This window comes from Streptomyces sp. NRRL F-5126 (genome assembly GCF_000721265.1).
Classification (GTDB): Bacteria; Actinomycetota; Actinomycetes; order Streptomycetales; family Streptomycetaceae; genus Streptomyces.
Map to the genome: position 1 here is coordinate 626,397 of NZ_JOFZ01000001.1, position 26,322 is coordinate 652,718.

General features: G+C 69.7%; 26 protein-coding genes. 13 read left to right on the top strand and 13 right to left on the bottom strand.

Annotated elements, in window-relative coordinates:
- The 3 genes from IH48_RS0102835 to IH48_RS0102845 form a co-directional block, all read right to left on the bottom strand.
- Nucleotides 1-192, bottom strand: coding sequence for a hypothetical protein (locus IH48_RS0102835; protein ID WP_030898600.1), 192 nt, complete (start codon nt 190-192; stop codon nt 1-3).
- Nucleotides 193-553: 361 nt separating this feature from the next.
- Nucleotides 554-1,873 (bottom strand): 7-cyano-7-deazaguanine synthase, encoded by a 1,320-nt coding sequence (locus tag IH48_RS0102840; protein ID WP_030898602.1) that lies wholly within the window; start codon nt 1,871-1,873, stop codon nt 554-556.
- Nucleotides 1,870-2,658, bottom strand: coding sequence for a hypothetical protein (locus tag IH48_RS0102845; protein ID WP_030898606.1), 789 nt, complete (start codon nt 2,656-2,658; stop codon nt 1,870-1,872). The genes IH48_RS0102840 and IH48_RS0102845 overlap by 4 nt, the downstream gene beginning before the upstream one ends.
- A 468-nt stretch (nt 2,659-3,126) precedes the next feature.
- On the opposite strand from IH48_RS0102845, the gene IH48_RS36130 reads away from it, so the two are divergent.
- On the top strand, nt 3,127-3,879 hold the full coding sequence (locus IH48_RS36130) for a hypothetical protein (protein WP_158710231.1): 753 nt from the start codon (nt 3,127-3,129) through the stop codon (nt 3,877-3,879).
- An 85-nt stretch (nt 3,880-3,964) separates the two neighbouring features.
- Here the strand turns inward: IH48_RS36130 and IH48_RS36800 are convergent, their stop codons facing one another.
- The 3 genes from IH48_RS36800 to IH48_RS0102860 are packed head-to-tail and all read right to left on the bottom strand — an operon-like array spanning nt 3,965 to nt 5,076.
- Nucleotides 3,965-4,231 carry a hypothetical protein gene (locus IH48_RS36800; RefSeq protein WP_234434099.1) on the bottom strand — a complete coding sequence of 89 codons (267 nt, stop codon included), beginning with the start codon at nt 4,229-4,231 and terminating at the stop codon, nt 3,965-3,967.
- A gap of 18 nt (nt 4,232-4,249) precedes the next feature.
- Nucleotides 4,250-4,435: a DUF5615 family PIN-like protein gene (locus IH48_RS36805; protein WP_234434100.1), complete on the bottom strand. Its 186-nt coding sequence runs from the start codon at nt 4,433-4,435 to the stop codon at nt 4,250-4,252.
- Nucleotides 4,432-5,076 (bottom strand): DUF433 domain-containing protein, encoded by a 645-nt coding sequence (locus IH48_RS0102860; protein ID WP_030898610.1) that lies wholly within the window; start codon nt 5,074-5,076, stop codon nt 4,432-4,434. The genes IH48_RS36805 and IH48_RS0102860 overlap by 4 nt, the downstream gene beginning before the upstream one ends.
- A 247-nt stretch (nt 5,077-5,323) precedes the next feature.
- Here IH48_RS0102860 and IH48_RS37320 point away from each other — a divergent pair, with 247 nt between their 5' ends.
- The 4 genes from IH48_RS37320 (at nt 5,324) to IH48_RS0102880 (ending at nt 11,322) form a co-directional block, all read left to right on the top strand.
- On the top strand, nt 5,324-5,533 hold the full coding sequence (locus tag IH48_RS37320) for a DUF2399 domain-containing protein (RefSeq protein WP_267885301.1): 210 nt from the start codon (nt 5,324-5,326) through the stop codon (nt 5,531-5,533).
- A 204-nt stretch (nt 5,534-5,737) separates the two neighbouring features.
- Entirely contained in the window at nt 5,738-10,126 is a 4,389-nt protein-coding gene (locus tag IH48_RS0102870; RefSeq protein ID WP_030898614.1) for a hypothetical protein, read from the top strand.
- Nucleotides 10,127-10,618: 492 nt separating this feature from the next.
- Nucleotides 10,619-10,897, top strand: a complete 279-nt coding sequence (locus IH48_RS0102875) for a CopG family transcriptional regulator (protein ID WP_030898616.1) — start codon at nt 10,619-10,621, stop codon at nt 10,895-10,897.
- Between the two features lie 50 nt (nt 10,898-10,947).
- Nucleotides 10,948-11,322: a hypothetical protein gene (locus tag IH48_RS0102880; RefSeq protein ID WP_420705437.1), complete on the top strand. Its 375-nt coding sequence runs from the start codon at nt 10,948-10,950 to the stop codon at nt 11,320-11,322.
- Between the two features lie 19 nt (nt 11,323-11,341).
- Here IH48_RS0102880 and IH48_RS0102885 read toward each other — a convergent pair whose 3' ends face one another.
- Nucleotides 11,342-11,530 carry a DUF6381 family protein gene (locus IH48_RS0102885; protein WP_030898619.1) on the bottom strand — a complete coding sequence of 63 codons (189 nt, stop codon included), beginning with the start codon at nt 11,528-11,530 and terminating at the stop codon, nt 11,342-11,344.
- Between the two features lie 256 nt (nt 11,531-11,786).
- On the opposite strand from IH48_RS0102885, the gene IH48_RS0102890 reads away from it, so the two are divergent.
- Nucleotides 11,787-12,620, top strand: a complete 834-nt coding sequence (locus IH48_RS0102890; protein ID WP_030898622.1) for a PIG-L family deacetylase — start codon at nt 11,787-11,789, stop codon at nt 12,618-12,620.
- A gap of 84 nt (nt 12,621-12,704) precedes the next feature.
- Here IH48_RS0102890 and IH48_RS0102895 read toward each other — a convergent pair whose 3' ends face one another.
- Complete coding sequence (locus tag IH48_RS0102895) at nt 12,705-12,884, bottom strand: hypothetical protein (protein ID WP_030898624.1); 180 nt, start codon at nt 12,882-12,884, stop codon at nt 12,705-12,707.
- A 250-nt stretch (nt 12,885-13,134) separates the two neighbouring features.
- Between IH48_RS0102895 and IH48_RS34230 the strand changes: the two genes are divergently transcribed.
- Nucleotides 13,135-15,150, top strand: a complete 2,016-nt coding sequence (locus IH48_RS34230) for a choice-of-anchor P family protein (protein WP_051839002.1) — start codon at nt 13,135-13,137, stop codon at nt 15,148-15,150.
- A gap of 18 nt (nt 15,151-15,168) precedes the next feature.
- A complete protein-coding gene (locus tag IH48_RS0102905; protein WP_030898629.1) occupies nt 15,169-15,498 on the top strand; it encodes a hypothetical protein in 330 nt (109 codons plus the stop codon).
- Between the two features lie 3 nt (nt 15,499-15,501).
- On the opposite strand, the gene IH48_RS0102910 is transcribed toward IH48_RS0102905, so the two are convergent.
- Nucleotides 15,502-15,975, bottom strand: a complete 474-nt coding sequence (locus IH48_RS0102910) for an SHOCT domain-containing protein (protein WP_030898630.1) — start codon at nt 15,973-15,975, stop codon at nt 15,502-15,504.
- Between the two features lie 83 nt (nt 15,976-16,058).
- Here IH48_RS0102910 and IH48_RS0102915 point away from each other — a divergent pair, with 83 nt between their 5' ends.
- Both IH48_RS0102915 and IH48_RS0102920 read left to right on the top strand, forming a co-directional pair.
- The gene (locus IH48_RS0102915; protein WP_234434127.1) at nt 16,059-16,703 is read left to right on the top strand and encodes a DNA polymerase beta superfamily protein; all 645 of its coding nucleotides are present in this window, start codon (nt 16,059-16,061) and stop codon (nt 16,701-16,703) included.
- Nucleotides 16,696-17,151 carry a hypothetical protein gene (locus IH48_RS0102920; RefSeq protein ID WP_030898635.1) on the top strand — a complete coding sequence of 152 codons (456 nt, stop codon included), beginning with the start codon at nt 16,696-16,698 and terminating at the stop codon, nt 17,149-17,151. The genes IH48_RS0102915 and IH48_RS0102920 overlap by 8 nt, the downstream gene beginning before the upstream one ends.
- 273 nt (nt 17,152-17,424) lie before the next feature.
- On the opposite strand, the gene IH48_RS0102925 is transcribed toward IH48_RS0102920, so the two are convergent.
- From IH48_RS0102925 to IH48_RS0102935, 3 genes are all read right to left on the bottom strand, one after another.
- Nucleotides 17,425-17,895 carry a DIP1984 family protein gene (locus tag IH48_RS0102925; protein ID WP_030898638.1) on the bottom strand — a complete coding sequence of 157 codons (471 nt, stop codon included), beginning with the start codon at nt 17,893-17,895 and terminating at the stop codon, nt 17,425-17,427.
- A 162-nt stretch (nt 17,896-18,057) separates the two neighbouring features.
- Nucleotides 18,058-19,419 (bottom strand): ricin-type beta-trefoil lectin domain protein, encoded by a 1,362-nt coding sequence (locus tag IH48_RS34775; protein WP_078849420.1) that lies wholly within the window; start codon nt 19,417-19,419, stop codon nt 18,058-18,060.
- Between the two features lie 315 nt (nt 19,420-19,734).
- Nucleotides 19,735-20,493 (bottom strand): DUF4232 domain-containing protein, encoded by a 759-nt coding sequence (locus IH48_RS0102935; RefSeq protein ID WP_030898642.1) that lies wholly within the window; start codon nt 20,491-20,493, stop codon nt 19,735-19,737.
- Between the two features lie 188 nt (nt 20,494-20,681).
- On the opposite strand from IH48_RS0102935, the gene IH48_RS0102940 reads away from it, so the two are divergent.
- From IH48_RS0102940 to IH48_RS0102950, 3 genes are all read left to right on the top strand, one after another.
- The gene (locus IH48_RS0102940) at nt 20,682-22,193 is read left to right on the top strand and encodes a helix-turn-helix domain-containing protein (protein ID WP_030898644.1); all 1,512 of its coding nucleotides are present in this window, start codon (nt 20,682-20,684) and stop codon (nt 22,191-22,193) included.
- A 75-nt stretch (nt 22,194-22,268) separates the two neighbouring features.
- A complete protein-coding gene (locus IH48_RS0102945) occupies nt 22,269-22,961 on the top strand; it encodes a hypothetical protein (RefSeq protein ID WP_051839004.1) in 693 nt (230 codons plus the stop codon).
- A 107-nt stretch (nt 22,962-23,068) separates the two neighbouring features.
- Nucleotides 23,069-24,901 (top strand): S9 family peptidase, encoded by a 1,833-nt coding sequence (locus IH48_RS0102950; protein WP_030898648.1) that lies wholly within the window; start codon nt 23,069-23,071, stop codon nt 24,899-24,901.
- Nucleotides 24,902-25,478: 577 nt separating this feature from the next.
- On the opposite strand, the gene IH48_RS0102955 is transcribed toward IH48_RS0102950, so the two are convergent.
- Nucleotides 25,479-26,231, bottom strand: coding sequence for an SURF1 family protein (locus IH48_RS0102955; protein WP_030898649.1), 753 nt, complete (start codon nt 26,229-26,231; stop codon nt 25,479-25,481).
- Nucleotides 26,232-26,322: the final 91 nt, after the last annotated feature.

Sequence of the window (26,322 nt, forward strand, 5' to 3'; positions counted from 1 at the left end):
TCACGAGCCCACCACCCCCAGGGCCCCCATGACCACCATAAGGAGCGTCAGGGAGCCGGCGAAGGTCAATGCTCCAGTCTTGAAGGCCGTCGTGGGACGCCCTCCCTCGACAACGGTCATGACACTGCCGACCAGAGCGGCGACAAGCGCTGCGAGGACCGCGATGATCACGTACATCAGCCTCAGCTGCACGACGTGGTTCCTTCCTGAGGTCGGGGGATCTCCCAGTGGACGAGTGAGCCGGTGATCCCTGGCTTCAGGAAGGACAGTAGAAGACGTAGGCCACGCACCGCTGGGTGCACGCCGTTTGGGAATTCTTAGGGCGCGCGCCCGGAGTCCAAGCACTTTCATCGAGTGCACGTAGTTTGGGATTTGAGACAGCGAGTCGACGAGAGGGTGCGTCTGGTCCCCCCACTCACGACCCGAACGGGTAGGCGAAAAGCCTTGCCCCGGATCAGTGGACGCTCTGCACAAGGTTGCACCCAGGGCACCTCGACGATGCCGTTCCATGACCACCAAGGCGGCCTGGTGCGTGCTGGATCTCGCTCACCACCTACGCCGCGTCAGCCTCTGTCGCATCCGCGATCTGAAGCAGCCGGGCCAACTCTTCCCGCCCGCGCCTGATCAAATCGAACGCCAGCGCCGGGGCCGTGTCTGGCGGCAGCGGGGTATCGGTGAGGACGTCCGTAAGGGTGTACCGGCCGAGCAGCCACCGCTGCAGTGCGCGCCAGTCGGCACCCCGGTCAAGCGGTAGGCCGTTCGCCCACGGCAGTGCCTCGTACTGGGTGCCGTCGGTGCCGTCGGCGTGGAGTAGCCCGGAGCGACGCACAAGGCAAGGGAAACAGACGCCGCAGTTGGCGATGGGAGGGCCGCCGCTTCGGCGGGTTGGCGGCTTGCCGCAGCTCAGGGTGGACTCCAGGTCGGACGGGGTGAGGCCCGCAGTACGTCCGGCCTTGCACACCTCGCCTTTCGTGAGCTGTGCCAAGGGGTTGACCACCTGCACCGTGCTCTCCGTGTCGCTCACGGCAGTTACCAAGGCGTTCAGACTGGCTAGCGTCCGCGGGTGCACGGAACGTGTGGAGCAAGCAGCTGAACGCGCGGGTGTCAGAGGCGGATTGAGGGCAAGCTGGCCGTTCTCGGGGATGTGGACGGTGCCCACACCGTGTGCAGTAGCAGCGCGGATCGCGCCCGCCGCGTACAGCAGGCCACGCGTGCGGGAGGAGGTCTCCAGCCGTACCCCCGAGCCGTCGCCCGCCGGGGTCTGGCTCATCGGCAACAACAGCACGGGTCGTGTTCCGCCCAGTCGTTCGACGGCCTTGTACACCCGCTGCTGGAGACGCAGCAGACCGATCTCGCGGAACATCACGAGTAGCAGCGGTCGGGAGTCGTCAGCGCGCGAGCGGGCGGCGGCCCAGCTGAGCGAATCCAGTCCACCGGAGAACAAGGCGACTTCCGAGGCGCGCGAGTCGTCCGGAGAGACCAGCGCCTCTTCGACGTAATGACCGGTAAGAGGCCGGAAGTCCACATTCCATAGGTCCCCGGTGAGGACTTGGAGGAGCGCAGTCATGTGGGTACGGACTGCTGCGCTTCTCCACCGCTCGTGATCCGTTACGGGTACGGCGAGGCTGATACGCCGGGTCCACCGGTCCCGTACCCGGGTCCGGCGTACGTACTTGTCGGCGATGAACGCAGCCCTGGCGACGCGGAACAGATCCTCGGCCCAGTCGGGAACGGGACCGGGCAGATGGTGCCAGCCAGTGATGCGGCGCTTCTTTTCCTGGAAGGTTTCCTCGCCGATCTCCGTCCAGCGGTCGCCACGAGGTCGGTCACCGTGGGGGCCGCGCCACCAAAAGAAGTCGTCGGAATCGGTCACGCCGCAGCTCCCTCCTCTCCGGCGATCTCCTCGGTGATCAGGCCAAGCACCTTTCCGACCGCCCGCGGTACCAGCAACTCGGCGGCCTTGGGCAGTGCAGCCGCCGGATCCTGCACAGCGCCGACCACCGACTGCGCGGTATCCACAGCCTGCGCAAGATCCGTCGCCTCGGCGGACTCCTCACAGGGATTCGGCACCAGGTCCACCACTTTCTCCGCGACCCAGTCAGCGATCCTGCTTTCCGGATCGGTCGCGATGAGCACCGGGACCGCCAGCTTGACGTGCTCGGCGACAACAGACCTGAGGAACTCCCCCACCATGTCGGCGAAGAACACCTGATAGAGGTCGCACAGGATGTCCCAGGTGAACCCACCGCCGCCGGCGCCTCCGCCCATGGCGTCGTCCAGCTCGGGATGTCTGCTCCGGACATCGCGGACCGCCGCGGCCATCCCCCTGCGCACCGCGGCGTCGGCGAGTGTGCCGCCGTCCCCTCCGACCTCCGATACGAGACGTGCAACAAGCGCGTCCTCCGACTCCACACCCTCTGTAGCCAGCGATCCCAGAGCCGCAGCGAGCCGTTCGCCAGCCGCACAGGCCGTGTCGTACAACCCGAAGGCCGATCGATCTGCACGGAGTGTCTCGTGCAGGGCGCTCAGGTGGTCCGCCGCAATCTCCTCCAGCCGCTGATCCGCGTTGCGCGAGTCATCCCGCCAGCGCGCCAGCCGCCTCCCAGCCGAGCTCCACGGATCGCCGTTCGGCCCCTTCCATCGCGTGGATGTCCCCACGTCGCCCCCAACGATGGTTCTCCAAATTGCACTTCGTCCATGGCATCAGACCGGACGATCCCCAGGTAGGGCAGGACTCGGCCAGGGCCTCACGGACCAGCCAGGTGCTGAAACAGCCGGGGGCATCACTTCCCGTGACACCTAGACCTAGAAGCGTGACCAACCGTAGCGCTGAGTCACAGACATCACGCAGATCCCCGTTCAGGACAGGTGCCGGGCTGGCAAGATTGCCCCTTGCGTCATATGCCCTGCTGTTCATGCCCTCTACAGAGGGCTCGCTGACGGCGTATCAAATCAGCAACCTCCGACCGCCCGCACCAGACGACATCAGTCGCCTGAAGGCCGCTAGCGATCCGAGTCCGGACGCAAGTTGTCATCCACCACACGGGCAGTCGGCATACGGGGCGGCCACGCCAGCATGGATTCCGCGGTCGTGCACAGGAACCCGGCGAGCGGAGGGTGAAGCCCATGGCCAAGCTCACGGAGGATCAAAAGCGGCAACGAGCCGCCAAGCGTGCTCTGCGCTCGGCCCTCGAAGCCGAAGCCGATGACCGGCGGCGCCGCGAGCGGGATGAGCAGTGGGAGCGAGAAGGTACACGCCTCAGCAGGGCGGAGTACGTGTCCGGTGAGCCCTGCCGCGGTTGCGGACTGCCCATGACGGATGAGCTGGGGAGCTGGCCACCCCTCTTGAAGTTGTCCGAGGCGGAGAAGCTCGAATACGAGGAAGCCAACCAGAGGTTCCGCGACCGACACACCGACTGCCGGGCCGCCCGGTGGGCCGTCAGCGGTTCTCGGGTAACGCACTGCTGTTTCTGTTGCCCGCCACCGCCGATGGGGCCGAAGCAGCTGGAGAAGCTCGCCAAACCGTTCGCTTCCTGGCCCTCACGGGAAGAACGCAAGAAGGACCTCGATAGTTGGGATCTCACTCTCCGTTGCGACCACGTGGTGCCTTACATTCAGCATCGCGAGAACACCCGCGTCTCCGCCCGCGTCGTCGACTGCCCAGAGTGCGGAGAGCGTCGCGGCGTAGTGAGCAGTGAGCGGGTAGGGCCGGCGTATCGCGATGACGGGACCATCCGTGAGCGGGCGGTAGCTGATCGGGAGCGGCTCGCCCGGGAACTGGCAGCCGCCGAGGTGAAGCTGACCCGTCAGCAGAAGAACGCGGCAGCAACCCAACAACGCATCGCCAAGCTCCAGGAAGAGCTCGGCAGTGAGTCTTGATGAGACGAAGCGCAGGCAGCAATGCCAGGTCATTCCCCGCATCGATTCCAATGGGGTACTGGCGGAGCCCTCGTGTATCGATGTGTCAGGACTCAGCGGCCGAACCGCGCCCCGGCCAGTGCTTCGGCCGGGCAACGGCCGGGTCCGTGATCTGGAGGCGCTTCTGCCGGGTCGGGTCGATCGACGTCAGATAGACAAGACGCTGGCCGCTAGCCGCTGCGAGCTCGGACAAGGCGTGCGGAAGGGCCGCGCAGACAGTGGCGATCGCCGTGCCCAGACCCACCAGGCCACCGTGCTTGTTGTTCTGGCGGTACTCGATGCGATGCAGGCCCGACTGTGCGATGGCCGCCACTTCGAGTGGCCGGCTGAGCTACTTGGTGTCGTTGGTGATGACGACCTCGAAGCCGTCGGCCTTGGCCTTGGCGTACAGCTCAATGTCCTTCGTGCCCGTCCAGCCCTTGAGCTCGTGGACGTGGACGACTTCATGTGCCTTCAGCAGGATGCGCACGATCTCGGCCATGGGACGGGGCACGTTCTCGTCGAGTAGCAGTTTCAAGCGACAACCTGCCGGGGCTCGCTGCTGCCATAGCTGTCGACGTACTCGCTGAAGTCGGCGGCGTCCCGGGCGGCCTCGGCCGTCACGCCTGGGTAGAACTCACCGATCTGGTCCGGCGGGATGCCGTCTCTTACGAGGGCAGCGACATCTGAGGCTGGGATCCTGGTGCCTTGGATGACCGGTTCTCCGCCGCGGACCGACTCGTCGACCGCAACGTGCTCACGGGGGGTGAGCAGAGCGGAAATACTACGGCCGTCCTTATAGAAGGGCGCGAGAACATCCACCATCTGGTGGATGACCACGTTGCCCCCCTTGATCAGGTCTACGGCGTGGTCGGGTTCAGCCAGATAGATCGTGACCGGGCCCGCGACGAGTTTGTACGAGGAGAGGTGCTCCCACTCGCCGAGGTCTTCTCGAAGTGTGTTCAGCGCACGGCGGATCTTCTGCAACGAAGCCTCTTCGCGCAGCTGCACGCAGATGCGGAGTGCGACAACGTCGCGGAACGAGTAGAGGATCGGCCTCTCGCTGGAGATCTCGGGGACGAGCACGGCGCCTTTGGGCCCGGGCGCTCGGCGCCAGTGGGACAGCTGGCGCAGAGTCGCGCCGGAAAGAGCCGCGGCGAGTTTGGGTTCGTACGACACCGCGTGCCTCCTTCCGTCTTCCGCCCCCATCGATATCGGCCTGAACGTACCCCATTCTCCTGGAGGCCACGTAGCACAGAAACCGAGGGGCCCATTCAGGGTGAGCCGGGGACGCCGGACGCACCCATGCCGCACAGGCCGCTGCCACGGGAATCGCCACAGGCCGGCACACGTCCGTGGCATTTTCGGCCACCCACCGGCGGCGCCCGTATGCGCCGCGTAACCTCACGGGCATGGGGGCATCAGTATCCGGTGCAGGTCAGGACGCACGGCGGATTACGAGCATCTGGCCGCTCGCAGCCAGGCTGAGGGCATCCCTCAGTTGGCGCTCGACGGCCATCCGGTCAGCGCGGACTGGGACCCGGATCTCGCCCCTGCCATGACCGCCCTCGGCGTCGCGCTCCATGAGGAGGCCACTCTCGACCTTCTGGTGGACGACCTGTCGCGTCAGACGTAGGGGGCGGCGCCATGCTGGGTTCTGGGGAAGATCGCCAGCGTCCCTCAGCCGGTCCGTCACAGCCGCCAGACGCCTGATCCCGGCCGACCTTGTCCGGAGCGTCAACAGCAGTCCATGGGCGCAACGCGGTGATTCTGGAAGGCCGCCTGTTGCCTCCTGCTGAAGCACTAATGTGGACAAACACGTGTGGCGGAAGGATGGGGCATGCCGGAAGTGCCTGCAGAGAAGAACGAGTTGGCGCTGACGGAGGTCTTGAGACAGGCCGAGGTCGGCGAGGCGGTCGCATCCGAGCTCGAGAAGTGGCAGCAGGCACACGACACGCGGATCGTCTTCGACCGATGGCTCACCCCTGGCAAGAGCAGGGCAGTTCTGGCGGCGGTCGCACTGACTGGCCCGGTCTTCAACGGCAAAGTCGTCATGAAGGTGTGTCCTCCGGGTACGACCACTGGCCGGGAGCCCGGTCGGCACGCCAAGGCACTTGAGGAAGCCCCCGAGGGATTCGCCGAGCGGCATCTGGTCAGGCAGCCAGTTGAACCCGTCAGCGTTCCGGGTGGTATCAAGGTGATGTTCCAGGAGATCGCCGGCGGCAGCATTCGCGATGTCCGGCCGCTCTCGGCCACTCTGCGTGGTCGTGAACTGCCGGAACTCGTCGGGGAGGTGGCGCGCTCGATCCTCAGCGACTGGAACCCTACTCCGACAGACATCCGCCGCATGGCAGTGCGAGACTTCGTTCTGGACCATGTGGGCACCCGGACGGATAAGGACGGCCCGGTCGCGAAGCTGGCCGAGCAGCTGGCCTACGATCCGGTGGACGATCAAGTGCCACTATGGATCACGTTCGCAACCGGTGGGGTCATACCTAACGTTGTTGCCTGGCTAGAACGCCCCACCTGGGACGGCCTGGACAGCGCCCACGTACTCGCGATCCTCGGCCGGGCCCACGGCGATCTTCACGCCGACAACATTCTGCTGCCGATGTCACCAGTCGCGGACGCCACCGCGTACCGGCTGATCGATCTCTCCGGATACCGGGCTGATGCACCGCTCTCCCGAGACCTCACCCACCTGACGCTCGCTCTCATTCTCAGAGAGTTGCCGGAGCTCACGGAACGCCAACGCAGCGTCCTGGCTGAGTTCCTGGTCGATCCTGAGGCGGACACGGATGCCGTGCTCCATGTTGTGGGTCTGGGCAACCTCTCAAATGACATCGCCCAGGCCGGTGAGGTGTACGCGAGACAGCTGTCGATGCCGGACGACTGGCAGGACCAGTACCTCCTGTCGCTGGCGGGAAACGCGCTGCTTTTCGCGACGCGGGACACGACGGTTGGGCTTCAGGAGCGGGCGTGGTGCTTCCAGTTGGCCTGCAGGTCTCTGGGCCGGTTCTTCTCCATGCACGGACTGCACGCGCCCACAGCGACTGCTCCGCGATGCACCCTCACTCGGGCCGTCGAAGCTACTCCACAGGTCTCGGCCGCAGTCGACCGGCTTGCCGAGAACTGCGACCGCTGGACCGCTCTTCGTACGACCATTGCTGTCATCGATTCAGCTGCTTTCGGGGAGGAAGATCTCCAAAAGTTCGCCGGGCTCGGCTGGAACCTGGTCGTGGAGCTCAACCCGGACACCGATGTCGACGGCGGTTGGAAAGCGGCTACCTCCACGGGCGGCGGCCGGATCCACCGGCTCCAGCTGCGTGATCAGGACATGATGTTCGGCCGCAACAGCACCAACTGGATCGCGGCGGCAGGGATCCGCGGCGCGGACCCGGTCTCTCCAACCACCGCCCTGCGCCGCTGGCGCTCCACGTATCTGCCGTTCGTACGGGAGTCAATTGAAGCGCTCAACCGTCACTCAGGGAGGCCAGCGACCGTCGTCTGCTTCGGCGAGGGCGGCAGCGCTGAACGAGCTCTAGTCGAAGCTTGCATCGACGTCTTCGGCGACCGGGCGAGGATTCTCTCGATCTCGGGCACCGGCGAGGGCAGCCTTGCCGAGTACGACGCCGAACTCCTCGCGTGTGAGCCCGCGGACCTTCTGGGCGCGTTGCCTAAGCCCTCGTCGGTTGAGGCGCTACGTCGGCGTCCGAGGGTGCCGGCCGACAAGGGCTTCGTGGATGTCCCCGACGGGTTGCTGTCGCGCTTCGAGGACGCGGCGGTACTGCTGCATTCCGAGGTCGGGGTCGAATCGGAGGCGGGCGAGTACGAGGTGGGTGCCTTTTACCGGGGCCGTCCCATCTCGTGGTTCGAGCTGGACCTCCACCTGGATCTGCCGCGGGCGATCACTGAGGACTTTATCGGCCAGGTGCGCACGGCTCTGGAACAGCGCGACACCCTGCGGGTGATGCTCGCCCACAGCCCCGGCGCCGGGGGCACGACCATCGCCCGCCGGGCGGCCTGGACTCTCAAGGACGAGTTCCCCACGGTCGTGGCCCGCAGCAGCCAGGACGAAGCAGTCCTCTCTCAGCTGGCGTCCGACCTGTCGTCCGAGACGGGAAGCCCTGTCCTTCTCCTGTTGGAGCTGCTCTCTGAGTCCTCCCAGGAGCGTTTGTACGAGTTGCTGCGGGCGAGCAGTGTGCCGGTCGTCATGCTGATCACCGCACGCCGCAGTTCTGTCGGCCACGGTGTCGCCCAGGCGTCGACCCAGCGCAGTCTGCGGGTCGGGGCGATGCAGCGGGACGACCGGTTCAAGATGGCCCGGCACTTCACTGATCTAGTGCCGGACCGAGAGGACGCCCTATTTGAGCTGGTTACGGAGGATTCCGACCACAGCGTTCCGTTCTTCTTCGCCCTGACTGCATTCAACAATGAGTTCGAGGGGCTGCCCGGATACGTCGCCCCGTTCCTCGACCAGATCTCGGACGTCGACCGGGAGATCTGCATACTGCTGGCCCTGGCCCACCGCTTCAGTGGTGTTCCGGTGTCCTCGGACTTGTTCACGGACCTGCTCGGGGTGGCGCCAGCCGACGACGTGGATCTCCGTCTGCATGTCGACGATCGAGTGCTGCCACTTCTGATCGAGGAGAACGACGGAATGTGGCGGCTGTCGCACAGCCTGATCGCCGAGGAGGTGCTGCGTCAGCTGCTGGCACCGTCTGGAGCGACCACGGGTCCAGAGGACTGGAAAGCCGCGCTGCCGGGTTGGTCCGAAACGCTCATCGCTCAAGCTGGCCGGGTCTTCCTGAACCGCCTCCCGGACGACATGAAGATCCTGCTGGACCGCCTCTTCATCATGAGGGATGCCCGGGAACCCGTGGAGTTCCAGCGGACCGGCACTTACACGGAGCTGCTTCAGCAGATGACCGTGCCCGGGCGCAAGCAGGTGATGCATGCCCTAGTACAGGCGTTCCCGAACGAATCGCACTACTGGGGCCACTTCGGTCGCCTGCTGTCCTACGACTCGAGGGACTTCGAGGGGGCCCTGGGCGCGGTGGACAAGGCCATCTTGCTCGCTTCAAGCGACCCGCTGCTGCACCACATGCGAGGCATGGTCTTCCGGAACGAGATCAGGTCCGTGATTGAAAACCGGACCTACTCCCGCCTGGACATGAAGACTCGCGAGGGCCGCATTCTTGAGCTCGTGGAGTCCGCCCGGGCTTCCTTCGACAAGGCCACGGAGCTGGATGACTCCAGCGAGTACGGCCACATCGCCCTGGCTCAGATGTGTATCAAGGTCATCGAGTTCGGGTTCTCGCAGTCCGGAGCCGCCACCTACTCGCAGTTCCTTGCCCGGCAGAGTGCTGGCGCCTATCGGGCACTGCTGGAGGAGGCCGAGAACGCTCTCGACGCGGTGCTGGAGATTCGCGGCTCGGACCGCCTGTCCTACCGGGCGGAGGAAGCGGAGGTCGAACTGCAGAAGCTCTACGACAATTACCAGGCGCTGTTGCAGGGTTGGCGGAATCTCCTCTCCCGCGCCGACGTGTACAAGCCGCCCGTGCGGCGTCGGCTGGCCCGTGCGTACCGCCAGCGCAGCGGGTCGTGGCGCAAGGCGCCGGCGCGTGACGTGCGTCAGGCGGTTGAGCTTCTGAACGCGAACCTCGTGGACAACCCGCGCGACTTTACGAGTCTGCGCGAGTGGCTACAGGCGGCGCGGTTCTTGCCCGCGTCTCTCGACCGCGCGGCCGATTACGTGACCACGTGGGCTCGGACGGAGTCCACCCGGGATGCCCTTTTTTATGACTACGTGCTCGCCTGTCTGCGAGTTCTCGACGGCCAGGACTCGGCTATCGAGGAGTACCGCGTGAAGTTGAACAGGTGCCGCGATCGCACTACTGGCTTCGCCAACCGTCACTCGACCGCCTACGAGTGGTTGGGGGAGGGACAGGAGATGGGTCGGCTGGTCGCCCACCAGGACTTGAAGGAGTGGAACCGCAGAGAGGGAGAACCGCCACCTGCTCATCTGGCTCGCCTGCAAGGCCGCGTTTCCCAGATCAAGAGCCGGGCCTCAGGAACCATCGACTTCGGTCGGGGCATCCAGGCATTCACCGTGCCAAGCCGGGCCGGGCTGGTGCGTGGCGTGCATGAGAACTGGCCTGTTACCGCACTGATCGCCTTCCGCTACGACGGCCCCGAGGCGTGGGCGGTCGATCTCGGTCAGTCTTGATCTGGATGACCCAAGATCCGGCTGCTCAGCCTGAGATAGGCGAAAGTAGCGCAAGAGGCTTGACCGACATCAACGCAGGGAAGCGTCCACGATGCCGCCGCAGGCTCCGCACGGACTACGTCGACACGCTTCGACGCCGAACTGCGGACAACGCACAGAACCGCCGGTTGGTTACTGCCCGAGGGCTGGGCCCCTTGGGAGCCATCCGGGAGCCGACCCGCTCCCCAAACCCCTTCGAATCCGCCCGAGACCGCCACAGCCCAACGCTTTGACCAGGTAGAACAGCCCCCACGCTGGCAAGATCACCACCCGAACCTCATTCGGGACGAAGAGGTCGTGGGTTCAAATCCCGCCACCCCGACAGAGAAGTACCAGGTCAGGGCCGCTTAGGAACATTCCTAGGCGGCCCTGAGTCGTTCTGCGTGTCCAACTGCGACAGTAGCGCCCGCGCGGCCTGGTAAGGACTGTCACACCAAGAGTATGGTCTCTTGTATGGCGACGAAGAAGGTAACCGTGACGATCCCCGAGGATCTCCTGGAGGAGATCCGCGCGGACGCGGCAGAGCGGGGCCTGTCGGCGTACGTCTCCGAGGCACTGCGCTTCAAACGCGACCGGGACCGGCTCCTGGAACTGGTCGACTGGCTGCAGGAAGAGCACGGCCCCGTGACTGAGGACGAGCGCGCGGCAGTCCTCGACGAGTTGAGCGATCTCGACGCCGAACACGAGCGGCGCCGCGCCTCCGGACGGCACAACGCCGGAGAGGCTGCGTGAAGAAGCGAGCCAGTGCGTATGGGAAGAGCCGGCCGCTCCGTGTTTTCGTCTTGGACTGTGAAGCCCTCTCCCTGGCAGTGCGCGGTGACCGGGAGATGATCGCCTGGCTCGACCTCGCGGCGCGGGGGGAGGCCGAAGTGGTGACATCGCCGATGACCCTGGTCGAGGCGTACGACGGCAGAACGACCGAACAACGATGGGACTGGGTACTGTCCCGACTCCAGGTCGCCGGCATCGGGAAGGACGAGGCCCGCCAGGCGCGCCGGCTCCTGGCCGATACCAAGTTGCACGGCCACAAGTACGCGATCGACGCCGTGCTCGCCGTGGTCGCGCGACAGCAGAAGGGACAGGTCACCGTCTTCACGTCGGACGTCGACGATCTGGAGAAACTGGTCCCGGACACGATCGTCGTCAAAAAGGTGTGACAGCGAACGCCGAGCCTGCCTACTCCAGTGGGTAGATGTCCCCGCTTCGCATGCCGCTCTCCTGTTCGGAGCGGGAGCGCAGGCTGCGGGACTTCTCCATGAGGCGCTGCCGCTCCTTCGGGTCGGTGGTCCGCTCCGCCTCATCCGCCAGTTTGCCCGCCTTCTCGCGCATCTGCCGCAGTCGCGCGGACGTCTCTTCTGAGCTCATGATCGGTGTCCTCACCTCGAAACAGGGCACTGCACAACAAAGCCAAGCAAATATGTATGGTCACCGCATCTCGGGAAGGTGCCACGTACACCTGTGGCCCGGTCTGCCGCGACGGGAACAAGCTGTCCGGCCGGCAAGGTTCCATTGGGAGAGGGCCCGGCGCCGCACGGGCGGGGGAAACGGGGGCCACGAGGTCGTTCACCGTGTGCTCGGGCCACGACGGATTCACGACGCATTTCTGCAGAAGGACTGTTGCATGACTGACCGACCCTTGACGCTCATGGCAGTGCACGCACACCCCGACGACGAGGCCACCAGCACCGGCGGGATCCTGGCGCGGTACGCGGCGGAGGGCGTCCGCACGGTGCTCGTGACCTGTACCGACGGCGGTTGCGGTGACGGGCCGGGGGGCGTCAAGCCGGGCGATCCCGGGCATGACCCGGTGGCTGTCGCCGCGATGCGCCGCAAGGAACTCAGAGCGAGCTGCGACGCGCTGAAGATCAGCGATCTCGAGATGCTGGACTATGCCGACTCCGGGATGATGGGCTGGCCGAGCAACGACGCCCCCGGGTCCTTCTGGCAGACGCCCGTGAAGGAAGGCGCCGCCCGGCTCGCGGAGCTCATGGAGCAATACCGGCCCGATGTGGTCGTCACCTACGACGAGAACGGCTTCTACGGCCACCCCGACCACATCCAGGCCAACCGCATCACGATGGCCGCGCTGGAGATGACCGCGCTGACGCCGAAGGTGTACTGGACGACGATGCCCCGCTCGGTGATGCGGCGGTTCGGCGAGACCATGCGCGAGTTCAGTGAGGACATGCCGGAGCCGGACCCGGCCGAGGCCGCCGCGATAGCCGAGATCGGTCTTCCCGACGAGGAAGTCACCACCTGGGTGGATGCCACGGCCTTCAGCGGCCAGAAGTTCGACGCGCTGGCCGCACACGCCAGTCAGGGCGAGAACATCTTCTTCCTCAAGATGGGCAAGGAGCGCTTCGGCGAGTTCATGGGCCAGGAGACCTTCGTGCGGGTCAGGGACACCACTGACGCGCCGGTGCCCGAGACCGATCTCTTCGCCGGGCTGCGCTGACCCGCCCGCCCGCCCGTCCGGACAGGGCCCGGTCCGCTCAGCGGGCCGGGCCCCTGCGGGCTGCCCCGGTGCCTTGTCCGCGCGTCAGCTGATGCCCGGCCAGCCGGCGGGCTTCGCACCGGACTCTTCGCCGTTCGACGGCTTCTGGGATGCCGTCCCGTCCGAGGCGTTCGCGTCCGTGCCGGTGTCCGTGACGGCGGGCTCCTCGGGCCCGTCCGCCTCCCCGTCGACGCCTTCGGGTCCCGTGTCGTTCGTTCCGCTCATGGTCGACCATCCCTCCCTCGTCCCCAGCCGTGATCGGCCGGGCGCGCGGCGCGTGCCCCGCGTTCATCCTGTCTACTCCGGGCGACTTCCCGCGTCGAGGGCAGCGCGCCGTCAAACCCAACTCCTCGTGGCGTCATAGGCGTTACGCTGTCGACTTGGCATGTACGCCATAAAATGCGGTCGGTGGGACCGGTGCCCGTGACCAGGGCGCGGGAGCCGCCGCCTTACGGGGAGCTCGGGGGAAACGGGTATGAAGCGTCCGGTCGCGCGCCTGCGCGTCATGGTCCTCAGCGTCGTCGCGTGCGTTGTCGCAGGTCTGCTGGGGGTGACCGCGGCGGCCGGTACCGCGTATGCGGCGCCGGCCAATCCCAATCCGATCAACTGGAAGGTGGAGAAGCTCTTTTACGACCAGTACGGCAACGACGTCCCGCTGCGCACCGGCCAGGACGACTACACGAGCCCGAGCGGTCAGATGATCGACGGGTTCGGCCGGGTGCACATCCAGCAGCACGGTGTCGTGCCGCCCGCACAGGACATCCAGGCCACCATCGCGAACCCGGAGTACTGCATCCCCGGCGCCGACGCCCGTGTCCGGTGCACGAACGGGGAGACGAACCTCTTCGTGGTCTACAGCCCCGTGCCCGACCCGCGGTCCGGTGACAGTTACGCGTTCGGCATCATCACCGCGTACTACATTCTCCCGTGCTTCGCGCCATCGCCCGGGCACACGCCCGCGTCCGGGCGCACGTCCGCGCCCGAGTCCGCAGCCGGCGTGCATCCGGACTGCGCCCCGTCCGTACCCGCGCTGCCCACCACGCTGACGTACACGGGTCCCACGCGCGGCACCAACGGCAGCCCCCTCACCCTGTCCGCGTCCCTCGTCGACGACCTGGGCATCCCGGTCCTGCACAAGACCCTGGACTTCACCGTCGGTGCGGACGGCGGCGGCACCCCCCAGTCCTGCCAGGGCACCACGGGCCCGGCGGGCACCGCGCGCTGCACCATCGGCGAGCTGCGCCAGCGGTCCGGAGCGGTGACCGCCACCGTGACGTTCGCGGGCGACGACGGGTTCAAGCCCTCGTCGGCCACCTCGTCCCTGGCGCCCCAGTCGCCGACCGCGGTGAAGTACACCGGGCCCGCCCAGGCCGTCAACGGCCGTCCGCTGACGCTGTCCGCGACGCTGAAGGACTACGCGGGCAGCCCCGTGCCCGACCAGACGCTGAGCTTCCGTATCGGCACGGGCGACGCGGCCCAGGCCTGCCACGCCGCCACGGACGCCTCGGGCGCGGCCCGCTGCGCCATCGCCGATCTGCACCAGCCGCCCACGTCCGTGCCGGTCACGGTGGCCTTCGCAGGCGCCGACGGGTACGAGCCCTCGTCGGACTCGGCGACCGTGGCGGTCAAGTCCCCGACGACGCTGAAGTACACCGGCCCCACCCGGCTCGCCAACGGAACGGCCGTGACGCTCTCGGGCGTGCTGAAGGACTACCTCGGCGCGCCGGTGGCCGACCGGTCCGTGCGGTTCGTCCTCGGCGAGGGCACGGCCGCCCAGTCCTGCGAGGGGACCACGGACGCGGCGGGCACCGCCCGGTGCACCGTCGGACGGGCCGACCAGCCGCTGAACGACGCGGCGACCGTCCCGCTGCGTGCGGCGTTCGCCGGCGACGCCCACTACCTCGCGTCCAGTGCGAACGCGACGCTGCTCCTCGAGTACTACACGGGCCGCGCGTACGGACTGTCGGCCGAGCTGGCGCTGCCGTTGCTGCCTCCGGTCGCGCTGCCCCCGCAGCCCGACACCGGCCGCGTCCGCACGGCTTCCGCCGGCAGGACGGCGCCGGCGTGCACCACCGCCGTCCAGGCGCTCGTCCTCACCGCGGACGGGCTGTGCCCGTCGGTCACCACCACGCTCGCACCCGGGACGTCGACCGCCGGGTCCCGCGTCGCCACGGCCACCATCGGCCTTCCTGGCCTGCCCGTGATCGGCGTCTCGGGGCTGACGGCCACGGCGACCAGCACCTGCGAGCGTGCGACCGGCAGCGCCCACCTCTCCCTGACGATCGGCGGCAAGGCCGTCACCGTGCCGACCGCCCCGAACAGCGGGATCAGCCTCCCCGGCGGCAGCCGGCTGGTCATCAACGAGCAGCAGCCGGTCTCCGGGGCGTCCCAGGGGATCACGGTCAACGCCGTGCACCTGGTCGTGGCCGGGGGCGTCGGCGACGTCGTTCTCGGCTCGGTCACCAGCGCGGTCCACAACTGCGCCGCGTGACGACGGAGAATGTCACCCGTGGACGTGAACGAGACCCGGGACGAGTACGTCGAGCGCTTCCGCGCCCTCGCGCGCGAAGGGCTCGACGAACTCTTCGCCGCGAGCCGGCCGCCGGGGCTGGTGGGCGGGCACCTGGAACGCTTCGCCGTCGTGGCCGATGAGGCCTCCGCCCACGCGGAGACCGTCTTCTCCTTCCGCGGCCGGCGCTTCCGCTACGAGCGGCAGATCTGGCCGCCCGACTTCCCGCTGGAGATCAAGACCGCGCTCTACGTGGAGCATCTGAGGGAACGGGTCCTCACCGGCCGCTACGACGCGGGCGCGGAGCCCGGCGCCGACATCGGTCTCTGATCCTCAGCCCCGGTCGGCGGGCAGCCTGTCCTTGGCCCTCCGGAACTCCTCGTCGGTGATCACGCCGTGGTCGCGGAGCTCGGAAAGCTTGGCGAGGTGCTCCGCGCCCGAGACACCCGAGACGCCCGAGACGCCCCGGCCGCCGGGGGCGCGCATGCTCCCGGATGCGCCCGACGCGCCCGACCCCGGCTCGTGGCCGGCCGCGTCGCGGATGTAGTCCCTCACCGCCGCCTCTTGGCGCCGCGCCTGCTCGATGTCGCGCCGGCCCATCGACTGGCCGCGTGCGATGACGTAGACGAGCACCCCGAGGAGCGGCAGCAGGATGACCAGGATCACCCATCCGGCCTTGGCCCAGCCGCCCATGTCATGGCTGCGGAAGATGTCGTTGATGACCTTGAAGAGCAGGAAGAACCAGAGGATGCAGAGGAAGAGTTCCGCCATGGTCCAGAAGACATTCAGCAGCGGGTAGTCGTGCATGGCCACTCCTGTTCAGCCGGCGGTCGCGTCCATACAGCGTGAGCCGGCCCCCGGCCGGGGGCCACGCGGGCGCCGCCGAACCGGTGAGGCCGCCGCCGCGAAAAGGGCTGGCGTCGGCGGGTCCGGCGGCTGAGGATGTCATTGCCGCTGTCGGCATCGTCGGTTCCACCGCCTACGGGCTCGCCCGGCCGGGTTCTGGCATCGACCGCCTGGGCGTCTTCGCCGTCCCCACCGAGGGGTTGCACGGTTTGCACCGGCCTCAGGAGAGCCATGTGACACACGAACCCGACCGCACCGTGCACCAGGCCGCGAAGCGGGCTCGGCTCGCCCTGCGCGGCAACCCCACGGTGCCCGAACTCGTCTGGCTGTCAGACGAGTTGTACGAGGTGCGCACCTCCATCGGAGACGAGCTGATCGGCATCCGGTCTGCGTTCCCGTCGGCATCGCGCGTATGCGCGGCCTATCTCGGGTACACCACGCAGCAGTTCAAACGCCTCTACGACCGTCGCGGTAGCAGTTCCTCCGCGGACGTCCACCGCCGCACCGCCAAGCACGCCCGGCACCTGCGTCGCCCCTGCCACCAGGGTTACCGGCTCTACGCCACGGGCAGGCCCGACATCCGCGTCGACGATCCTGACCTCTACTTCGCGTTCGGCGAGGCCCCCGTCGAGGCGTGGCTGCGGCGTGTGCGAGCTCAGCACTGCACCCGGGAGAAGACCGATGCGTGACCAGCTCCGCGAGGCCGTGCTCTTCGACATGGACGGCACGCTCTGCGACGTCCGCGGCATCCGGCACCTGCTCGACGGGCCGGGCCGGTTCGCCGCGTTCCACTCCGCCTCCGTGGACTGCCCGCCCCACCCCCACGTCGTCCAGGCCGCACGTGAGGCGCACGCCGAGGGGCTCGCCGTGCTGATCGTCACCGCGCGTGAAACGCGATGGCGCAACCACACCGCGATGTGGCTGGCCCTCAACGATGTGCCCTCCGACGCGATGTGGATGCGTGCACGCGGCGACTACCGGCCGGACTTCGAGGTGAAGCGCGACATCCTCGCCGGAATCCGCACCCGGTACAGGCCGGTGGCCGCGTGGGACGACAACCCGGCCGTCATAGAGCTGTGGCGCGGCGAGGGCGTGCCGGTGCACGTCGTGCCCGGCTGGGACGACCACCGGGGATGAACGTGGTCCCGCCGGGCAGCGGCCAGGGCCGCTGCCCGGCGGGACCTGGTGGCGTGGAGTGCCCCGTGCCCGCCCTCGCCGTCCGGATCTGCACGTGGTGGTGTGCTGTGTGGTGTGCACCGTCACCTGTGCGCTGTGCTGAGCTGCTCTGTCAAGGGGGAGTCGAACCCCCGCGCTGCTCGCCGCACACCAGGAGGGAGCCGGATTGACCGCCGGCCCGCGGTGTGTGCACGCCTCCGGACTGCTACCTGCTTCCACGCCGTCACTGCCGGTTCACTCCAGCAGGTCCGACTCCCAGTTGGCCCGCTGGATCCGTACGTCGATCTCGCGGATCTCCCGCGCGAGTTCGTCTGCCTGCGCACGCAGGTGCCCGACCGGAAGCGCGGAGAGCATCTTCAGCTCGGACCGCAGCTGCCTGCCCATGCCGCGCTGGTCGCGGCCGGCCGCCGCGTCGGCCGCGTCCGTGACCACCCGGTGGCGCAGCCGGAGTACGTCCCTGCGCGCGAGTGCGTCGGTGAGTGTGATCCCCTCCCCGATCGTCGAGGAGGAATTGGTGCGGTTGATCCCGCGGATCAGGCGCTCCAGTTCGTCGAGCACCCGGCCGGCCTCCTCCAGGAGCTCGGCGGCGTCCTCGGGGGCAGGTTCGCCCTCCTGGTAGCGCGCGTTGCCGACGATGCGGCTGCGCAGCTGCTCGACCCGGCGCGTCGCGTCGGCGCGCAGGGCCAGTCCTTCGGCAAGCTTCATGTTCCTCCTCTCGTCGCTCATGAACTCGAGTATCCCCAGGCGTGTGTTGGGCCGCACTCGGTTTTCCGGCGTGCGCCTGCCGCGTGGCTCCGGCACGCCTCGGCCGGGCGGGAGCCGTGGAGGGCTCCCGCCCGGCCGAGGGCGGGGACTGGTGGGGGCGGGTCAGGAAGGCAGGTGCCAGACCTGGTTGGTGCCGCCGGTGCAGTCCCAGATCTGCAACTGGGTGCCGGGTGTCGTGGACCAGTTGGGATCGTCGAGGCACTTGTTCGCCTGCGGGTTGTACAGTGCGCCGTTCGACTGCGGTATCCACACCTGTGCCGCGGTGTTGTTGCAGTCGTACAGCTGCACCAGTGTGCCGTCGGCAGTGCCGCCGCCGGTGATGTCCATGCACTTGCCCAGCACGTGCAGTGTGGTGCCCGCCTGGACGAAGGTCCACTGCTGTGCGCCGGTGCCGTTGCAGGTGTAGATCTGGATCGGGTTGCCGTTCGCCGTGCTGGACGAGCGGTCGTCGAGGCACAGGCCGCCGTAGCCCGTGACCTGCTTGCCGTTGGACGGGGGCGGGGTCGAGCCGCCGCCGCCCGTCGTGTACGCGGCCACGTACCCCACACTCATCGTCCCGCCCGAGGTGGTCGACGAGCTCGGTGTGGTGCAGCCGCACGCGCCGTTCGGGAAGCCGCCGCCCATCGCCAGGTCGAAGATGATCGACAGGTTGTGGTCGAACGCCTGCTGCCACGTCGAGGCGCCGACCTGGCCCTCGCTCACACTGAAGTACTGCGTGCCGTCCAGGTAGAACGCGATCGACTCGTTGGAGGTGTTCGTGCGGTCGAGGATCATCGAGTACGTGTGGTACCCGGTCTGGCAGCCGGAGCAGCCACGCAGGCCGCTGCCGATGCCGTTGCCCTCGTTGCAGACGCCGCCCGGGTACGTGCCGCAGTGGATGGTGCCGGCGACATCGGAGAGCGCGTTGACGTCCTCCATGATGTCGATCTCGCCGTTCTCCGGCCACTGCCCGTCGCCCAGCATCCAGAAGGCCGGCCAGTAGCCGGAGCCGTTGGCGGGGCTGGGCTGCTTGATGGATGCGGTGACCTCAAGCTTGCCGCCGGCCGGGGCGCCGACGTTCGCGCTGGTGGTCCGGATGCGTCCGGAGGTCCAGCTGCTGCCGCTCTTGAGTGCGGTGATGTCCAGGTGCCCGCTGCCGTCCAGGTGGACGTTGCCGCGGGAGTTGGTCATCGTCTCGATCTCGCCGGTACCGAAGCTCGATCCTGGTCCTGTGTCGTACTTCCAGCTCCCCGACGGGCCGCTGCCGGAGCCGCCGGAGAAGTCGTCGCTGAAGATGGTGTTCCAGCCCGAGGGCGGCGGGGGAACGGTCACGGCGTTGGCCGTGCTGGGGAAGGCGAAGAGCAGGGCCAGCAGGCCCACCGCCACCAGCGCCGTCTCACGGCGCAGGCGGGCGAGGAACGCGCACGCGTCTGCGAACGCGCCACGTCTCCCGGGTCTCTTGGCGTGCTGGGATATCGATCTCATGAGCGGCTCCACTGATACGGGTGGGGTGCCGCCGCGGGGGACAGTGAGAACGACGCGTCCGACGGCGGGTGGTGCGCTGCGCGCTGCACGATGGGGAGTAAGTAGCCGCTCGTGCAGCCGAGTTGTGGTTTCCCGCCTGCGGAACGGCCGTCTGTTCGGTGGCAGTATGTTGGTCTGGGCCAATCGCGTCAAGGAGTCGCGAGCCAACTGTCCGCCCTCATCCGGAACCCGGCGCCGGCGCTTCGGCTGCGGGTGGAACCGGCATGGCCGGGCAGCCGGGCCCCGGTGCCGTCGGTGCAACCGGAAGGGCGGGCGTCACCAGTCCAGGGCGTCGCCCATGGACTGCTGCCAGTACGTGGTCTTGAGCGAGTCGTCGATGTGCACGCCCTTCGCGGGCAGCGGCGGGTGCGCGCCCGTACCGACGCTCTCGTTGCCCGAGCGGCCGTGGAAGTAGACGGTCAGGGACTTCTCGGTGCGCCCGTTCGTGCCGCTGCCGTCGCCGGCGGACAGGATCGCGGCGGCGTAGCCGGACCGGCCCGGGTCGAGCGTGACGACCGCCTGGGGGATGGAGTCCTCGATGGCGGGCGGCTCGGCCTGCGCGTCGCCGAAGCGCAGCGACGGGTACGTGTAGAGGTAACAGGGCCTGTCGCCGGTGTTGGTGACCGTGATCAGCAGGTGGTTCAGCGGCCTGCGCACCGGGGACGCGACGGTCTTGGTGTTGGAGCCCTGGCAGGTGACCGCGCCCCGGTGGGACGAGGGGGGCTCGGCCGCGGTTTCGGCTGCCGGACGCGAGGCGTCGGGCGTGGCCGGGTGCGACCCGGCCCGGCGCCCTGCGGAGGAGCCCGAGGCCGCCTGGGAGGCGGACGGCGTGGCCGCGGGGGCGCCCGTGGCGGATGAGGCGGTCACGGAGGCGTCGGTCGAGGCGCCCTCGTCCTTGACGCCCGTTCCGCCGGAGCACGCGCTCAGGGACAGCGCGGCGAGCACGGCGGCCGCGGCGGCGGCGCCGAGGCGGGCTCCGGGACGGGCGCCCAGGGCACCGGAGTTGCGGATACGGGCGTTTCGGATTCCGGACATGCGGTCGTGCCTCTTTCGCTGTTCAGGTCAGTGCGGTGCTTTGATGGCCTGAGCTTGTGGGGTAATCCGTCCCAGCCGCCATGACCGGCGGGCAGTCGGGGACACTGGAACGGCGAAACGTGCTCTGAGCTGGGGGGACACAGCACCCCTGGAACGCGCGAACGGGACGCTGTGCGAGGGAGGAACGGGTGTCAGGGGCAGCAGGGGCTGGACGGACGGAGGAGTTCGCGACGCTGCTGCGGGAGCTCAAGGACCGCTCCGGGCTGAGTTACGGGGCCCTCGCGAAGCGGCTCCACATGAGCACGTCGACGCTGCACCGCTACTGCAGCGGCAGCGCGGTCCCGAACGAGTACGCGCCGGTGGAGCGCTTCGCGCGGGTGTGCCGGGCGACGCCGGAACAACTCGTCGAACTGCACCGGCACTGGATCCTGGCGGACGCGGCACGCGGGCGGCGCGGCGAGCGGGCCGCACCGGCGGAGTGGGCGGCGGCGGAGGGTGCGGCGGAAGCGCCCGCCGCGCCGGACCCGGCGAACCCGGGCCCGGCGAACCCGGCCGTGGCCGCCGGAGCGGTGTCGGACACCGCGACAGCCAGCACGGACACCGCCGCGGGCGGGCCGTCGGAGCCGAATCCGGGGCAGGGGCAGGCGCAGGGGCAGGGGTCGTGGACAGGCAGCGCGCCGGTGGCGGGAGCCGGGCCCTCGGCGGACGCCGGCAGGACGGCCGGCGCCGGATCGTCCACGCACGCCGGCTCCGCCGCGTCCGCAGCGCACGGTGCGGCGCCCGCGGCCCGGCGCCGCCGCCGCCGCCGCATGATCGCCTCAGCCGCCGTGGCCGCGGTCGCGTGTGCCGTGGTGCTCGTCGTGCGTCCGCCCTGGGACGGCGGCAGGAACGTGGCGCGGGAGCGGCCGGCGGCCGGGGCCGGCACGAACGGTGGCACCGACGGCGCCGCCGGCCCGTCCGCCACCACGTCGCCGCGTGGACGCGGCCGCACGCCGTCCCCGTCCCCCTCCGTCTCCGCCTCGCGGTCCCGCACGGGCGGCACCGGCGCCTCGGCGGGCAGCCCGCGTCGCGGCGGGGCGCCTTCGGGGGCCGGCGTAACCGGCGCCACCGCGCCGACGGTCGCCGTCCGCCCGTTCGTCTACGACCAGCCGTGCAGCCAGCACTTCCTCGTCAACAGCAAGCCCGAGCAGGTCGGGCCGCCCGCGAGCGAGCAGGACGCGCCGCGGTGGGCAGCCGCGTACGGGGCGGCGTCCTCGGGCGGGCAGGAGATCGCCATCACCGTCCAGGGGACCGGCACAGGCACCGTCGTCCTTGAGGCATTGCACGTACGCGTCCTCAGCAAGGACGCGCCGCTCGCCTGGAACGACTACGCGATGGGCGTCGGCTGCGGTGGCAACGTCGAGACCAGGTCGTTCGACGTCGACCTGGATGCCGGCAGCCCGACGGTCACCGTCAAGGGCGGCCAGAGCGACTTCCCGTACAAGGTCAGCGAGTCGCACCCGCAGGTCTTCTACGTCACCGCCCACACGAAGGCGCACGACGTGCGCTGGGAGCTCGGCCTCGACTGGTCGAGCGGCAACCGAAGTGGCACGCTGCGCATCGCCGACCACCGCGCCCCGTTCCGCACCAGCGCCGACGTCGACCGCCCCGGCTACGACTACCCGCTGGGCGGCGGCGACTGGATCAAGCGGGTGAGCTGACGGTCCGCGCGGTACGGGCGCCGCCCGCCGCGGGCCGATGCCGCCGGTCCGGCGAGCGTTTTGACGGTCGGTACGATGACGCGCGTGACCACCCCGTACCGGCACGAGCGCGGCGCCGAGCGGCGGCCGCCCCGGGCGGCGGCCGAGGAGCGCGTCTGGTACGCGTCCTACGGGTCCAACATGCGGCGTGCGCGCTTCGAGACCTATCTCTCGGGCGGGCGTCCGTCGGGCGCCGCCCGCACCTATGCCGGGTGCCGTGATCCCCGGCCGCCGGCGGACTCCCGCCTGATGCACCTGCCGGGTGCGCTGTACTTCGCCACGGAGAGCGACGTCTGGACGGGCGGCAGGGCGTTCTACGACCCGGACGCCCCGGGCAGCGTGCCGGCGCGCGCCTACCTGATCACCGGGGGGCAGTTCTTCGACGTCGTCGCCCAGGAGATGGACCGCGAGCCGGGCACGGGCCCCGCCATGGATCCGACGGCGCTGGCGGCCCTGCCGCCCGGGGGAAGGCTCCGGCTCGGCGGCGGGCGCTACGAGACGCTCGTGCACGCGGGCGACGTCGACGGGGTGCCCGTCCTGACGTTCACCGCGCCGTGGTCGATGGGCGACGTCGCGGCGAACCCGCCGTCCGCCGCGTACCTCGCGCACCTGGCGGGCGGGCTCGCGGAGGCCGGGGCCGGGGACGCGCGGGCGGTGGCGCGGTACCTGGCCGGGTGCCCGGGGGCCGCCGGGTACTGGGACGAGGAGGAGATCGCCCGGCTGGTGTGACGGCGATGACGGCGCCGGGACGGGTGCCTGTGGATGGCCGCGGGGAGTTGTCCACAGGCTGGGGGTGAGGCCGCCGCGGTGTCGGTGGGCTGGCGCAGAATGGAGCCATGACTGAGATCACCGACTCCGCCAGTTCCCCGTCGGCCGATGTGCCCGACTGGGAGAAGCGCTTCCGGGCGCCTCGGGTCTCCCTGCCCGACTGGGCGGAGGATGCGCCCGACAACGCGTTGTTCGTCTCCAACGCGACGGGCACGTACGAGCTGTACGCGTGGGATCGCGCGACGGGTGCGCGGCGGCAGGCGACGGACCGGCCCAACGGCACGACGGACGGCGTGCTGACGCCGGACGGCGCGTGGATCTGGTGGTTCTCCGATACGGACGGGGACGAGTTCGGCGTATGGAGGCGCCAGCCCTTCGGCGGGCGGCCCGCCGGCGAGGCGGACGAGCCCGCGGTGCCCGGGCTCGCGCCGTCGTTCCCCGCGGGGCTCGCCCTCGGGCGCGGCGGGCTCGCGGCCGTCGGCCGGTCCACCGACGAGGACGGCACGACGATCCACGTGGTGCGGGTGGACGGCGGGGAGCCCGCCGAGATCTACCGGCACCGCGAGTCGGCGAGCGTGGGCGACCTGTCGTACGACGGCGATCTGCTGGCGATCGAGCACACCGAGCACGGGGACGCGATGCACTCGGCGCTGCGCGTGGTGCGGCTCGACGGGTCGCGTGTCGCCGAGCTCGACGACACGGAGGGCGGCACGCGCGAGCTTGGCCTTGAAGTACTCGGTTTCTCGCCGGTCGCGGGGGACAGCCGGCTGCTCGTGGGGCACCAGCGGCGCGGGCGCTGGGAGCCGATGATCTGGGATCCGCTGACGGGCGAGGAGACCGACCTCGCGGTCGAGCTCCCCGGCGACCTGGGCGCGGAGTGGTACCCGGACGGATCGGGGCTGCTGATCGAGCACAGCTTCGAGGCGCGCAGCGAGCTGTGGCGCTACGACATGGCGAAGCGCGCGCTCGTGCGGGTCGAGACGCCGGCCGGCTCGGTGTCGGGCGCGACGGCGCGGCCGGACGGGAGCGTGGAGTACCTGTGGTCGTCGGCGGCCGTGCCGCCGTCGGTGCGGTCCACCGCGGGCGGCACGATCCTCGACGCGCCGGGGTTCACGGCGCCCGGGTCGGTGCCGGTGGAGGACGCGTGGGTGGAGGGCCCCGGCGGCCGCGTCCACGCGCTCGTACAGCGCCCGTCCGGCGCGCGGGGGCCGCTGCCCACGGTGTTCGAGATCCACGGCGGCCCCACGTGGCACGACAGCGACGCGTTCGCGGCGGCGCCCGCGGCGTGGGTGGACCACGGGTTCGCGGTGGTGCGGGTCAACTACCGGGGCTCCACGGGGTACGGGCGCGAATGGACGGACGCGCTCAAGCACCGCGTCGGCCTGATCGAGCTTGAGGACATCGCGGCGGTGCGGGAGTGGGCGGTGTCGTCCGGTCTTGCCGACCCGGCCCGGCTGGTGCTGTCGGGCGGCTCCTGGGGCGGCTACCTGACGCTGCTCGGCCTCGGCACGCAGCCGGACGCATGGGCGGCCGGGCTGGCGGCGGTGCCGGTCGCCGACTACGTGACGGCGTACAACGACGAGATGGAGGCGCTGAAGGCGATGGACCGCACGCTGCTCGGCGGGACGCCGGAGGAGGTGCCCGAGCGGTTCGCGGCGTCGTCGCCGCTGACGTATGTCGACGAGGTGAGGGCGCCGGTGTACATCTCTGCGGGGCTGAACGACCCGCGCTGCCCGATCAAGCAGGTGGAGAACTACGTGGACCGCCTGGCGGCGCGGGGCGCCGTGCACGAGGTGTACCGGTACGAGGCGGGGCACGGATCGCTCGTGGTGGAGGAGCGCATCAAGCAGGTGCGGCTGGAGCTGGACTTCGCGCGCAGGCACGTGGCCGCGCGCGCCTGAGCGGGCGCGCCCGCGCGCCTGTTTGCGCCGCAGGCGGCCGGGCGACGCGGCCCGGCGCGGCTCCTTCGCCCGTGCGGGGGAGCGCCGTCATACGGACGAGGCGTCAGTGCGTGCCCAGGCGCCGGGCGCGGCTGACAGCGGATCTGTGGTGCGCCGGCCGCGCTCAGGCACGTGGACGTACGCGCCTGGGCGGCGCGCCGCCGCATGGCGCGCGCCGCGCGCGTGTGTGCGCCGCGGGCGGCCCGGGCGACGCGGCCCGGGGCCCACGGTGTGTCCGCCCGGGCCGTGGGCGGTCGCCGTCACACGGGCGAGGCAGGAACGTGGGCACCGCGGGCGGATGCCGTCGTGCGGGCAGCGGCCACCCGCGACGGCGCGAGGCTCGGCGTCGCCGCAAGCCGGGCGGCCACCACGGGTGACGGGCGGGACGGGTGCCGGTGCCGGGTGCGAGCGTGCGCGCCGGGGACGGTGCGCGATGCGGTGCCGCGATGCGCCCAGCAGCGGTCCGCCGGGCCAGGGCTCGGCCGGGCGGCCGGATGGCCGGGCGGGCCGACGCGCAGGCACCCCGCCTGCGGCGGGGTCAGGCGGCGGTTTCGATGCCCAGGGCCGCGTCCCTCGCGGCCTCGGCCTCTCGCCGCACCAGGCGGAACCACATGTAGAGGACGAAGCCCGCGAAGACGAACCACTCGCCCGTGTAGCCGAGGTTCTGGAACGCCTTGAGGTCGAGGCCCGTGTTGGCCGGGGCCGCGGCCGGGACGGGCGTCAGGCCGCCCGCGGCCTTGTCGGCCGTCACCCAGGCGTCGTACACGCCGTACGGGACGATGTTGACCAGGGACGCCGCGCTGATCATGCCGACCTCGCCGCGGGGCAGGCCGCCGCTGGTGATGGCGCCGTCGCTGTCCGCCGTCTCCGACGGCTGGAGCGAGCCGACGATGTCGACCTGCCCCGCGGGCGCGGCCGGGGCCTTCGCGCCGTGGGGCAGCCAGCCGCGCACGACCGGGAGCGCCTTGCCGCCGTCCGTGCGCAGCATGGTGAGCACGTAGGAGCCGCTCTTGCCGTCGAGCCGGCGGTCGGGCACGAGGAACTGCTCACCGTAGTGGCCGGTGACCTTCGCCTGCCGCCCGGAGCTCTGCTGCGTGACGGGCAGGAGATCGGCCAGCGGTGCGGCCGCCTCCTTTGCCGGGTCGGGCTTGGCGTCCGCGGCGTGCTGCGCCTGGACGCGGCCCTCGAAGCGGCTCAGCTGCCAGATCCCCATGAAGACGCAGACGGGGATCGCCAGCAGAGCCAAGACATTGATTCCCCACCAGCGGGGTGTCAGCAGGAACCGGTACACACCACCACGGTACGGAACCCGTCCGCGCCGCGAGTGCCCGGGTGGGCCCGTGGGCCGCACTCGTGCACCGACCTGCACCGACCTGCACCGA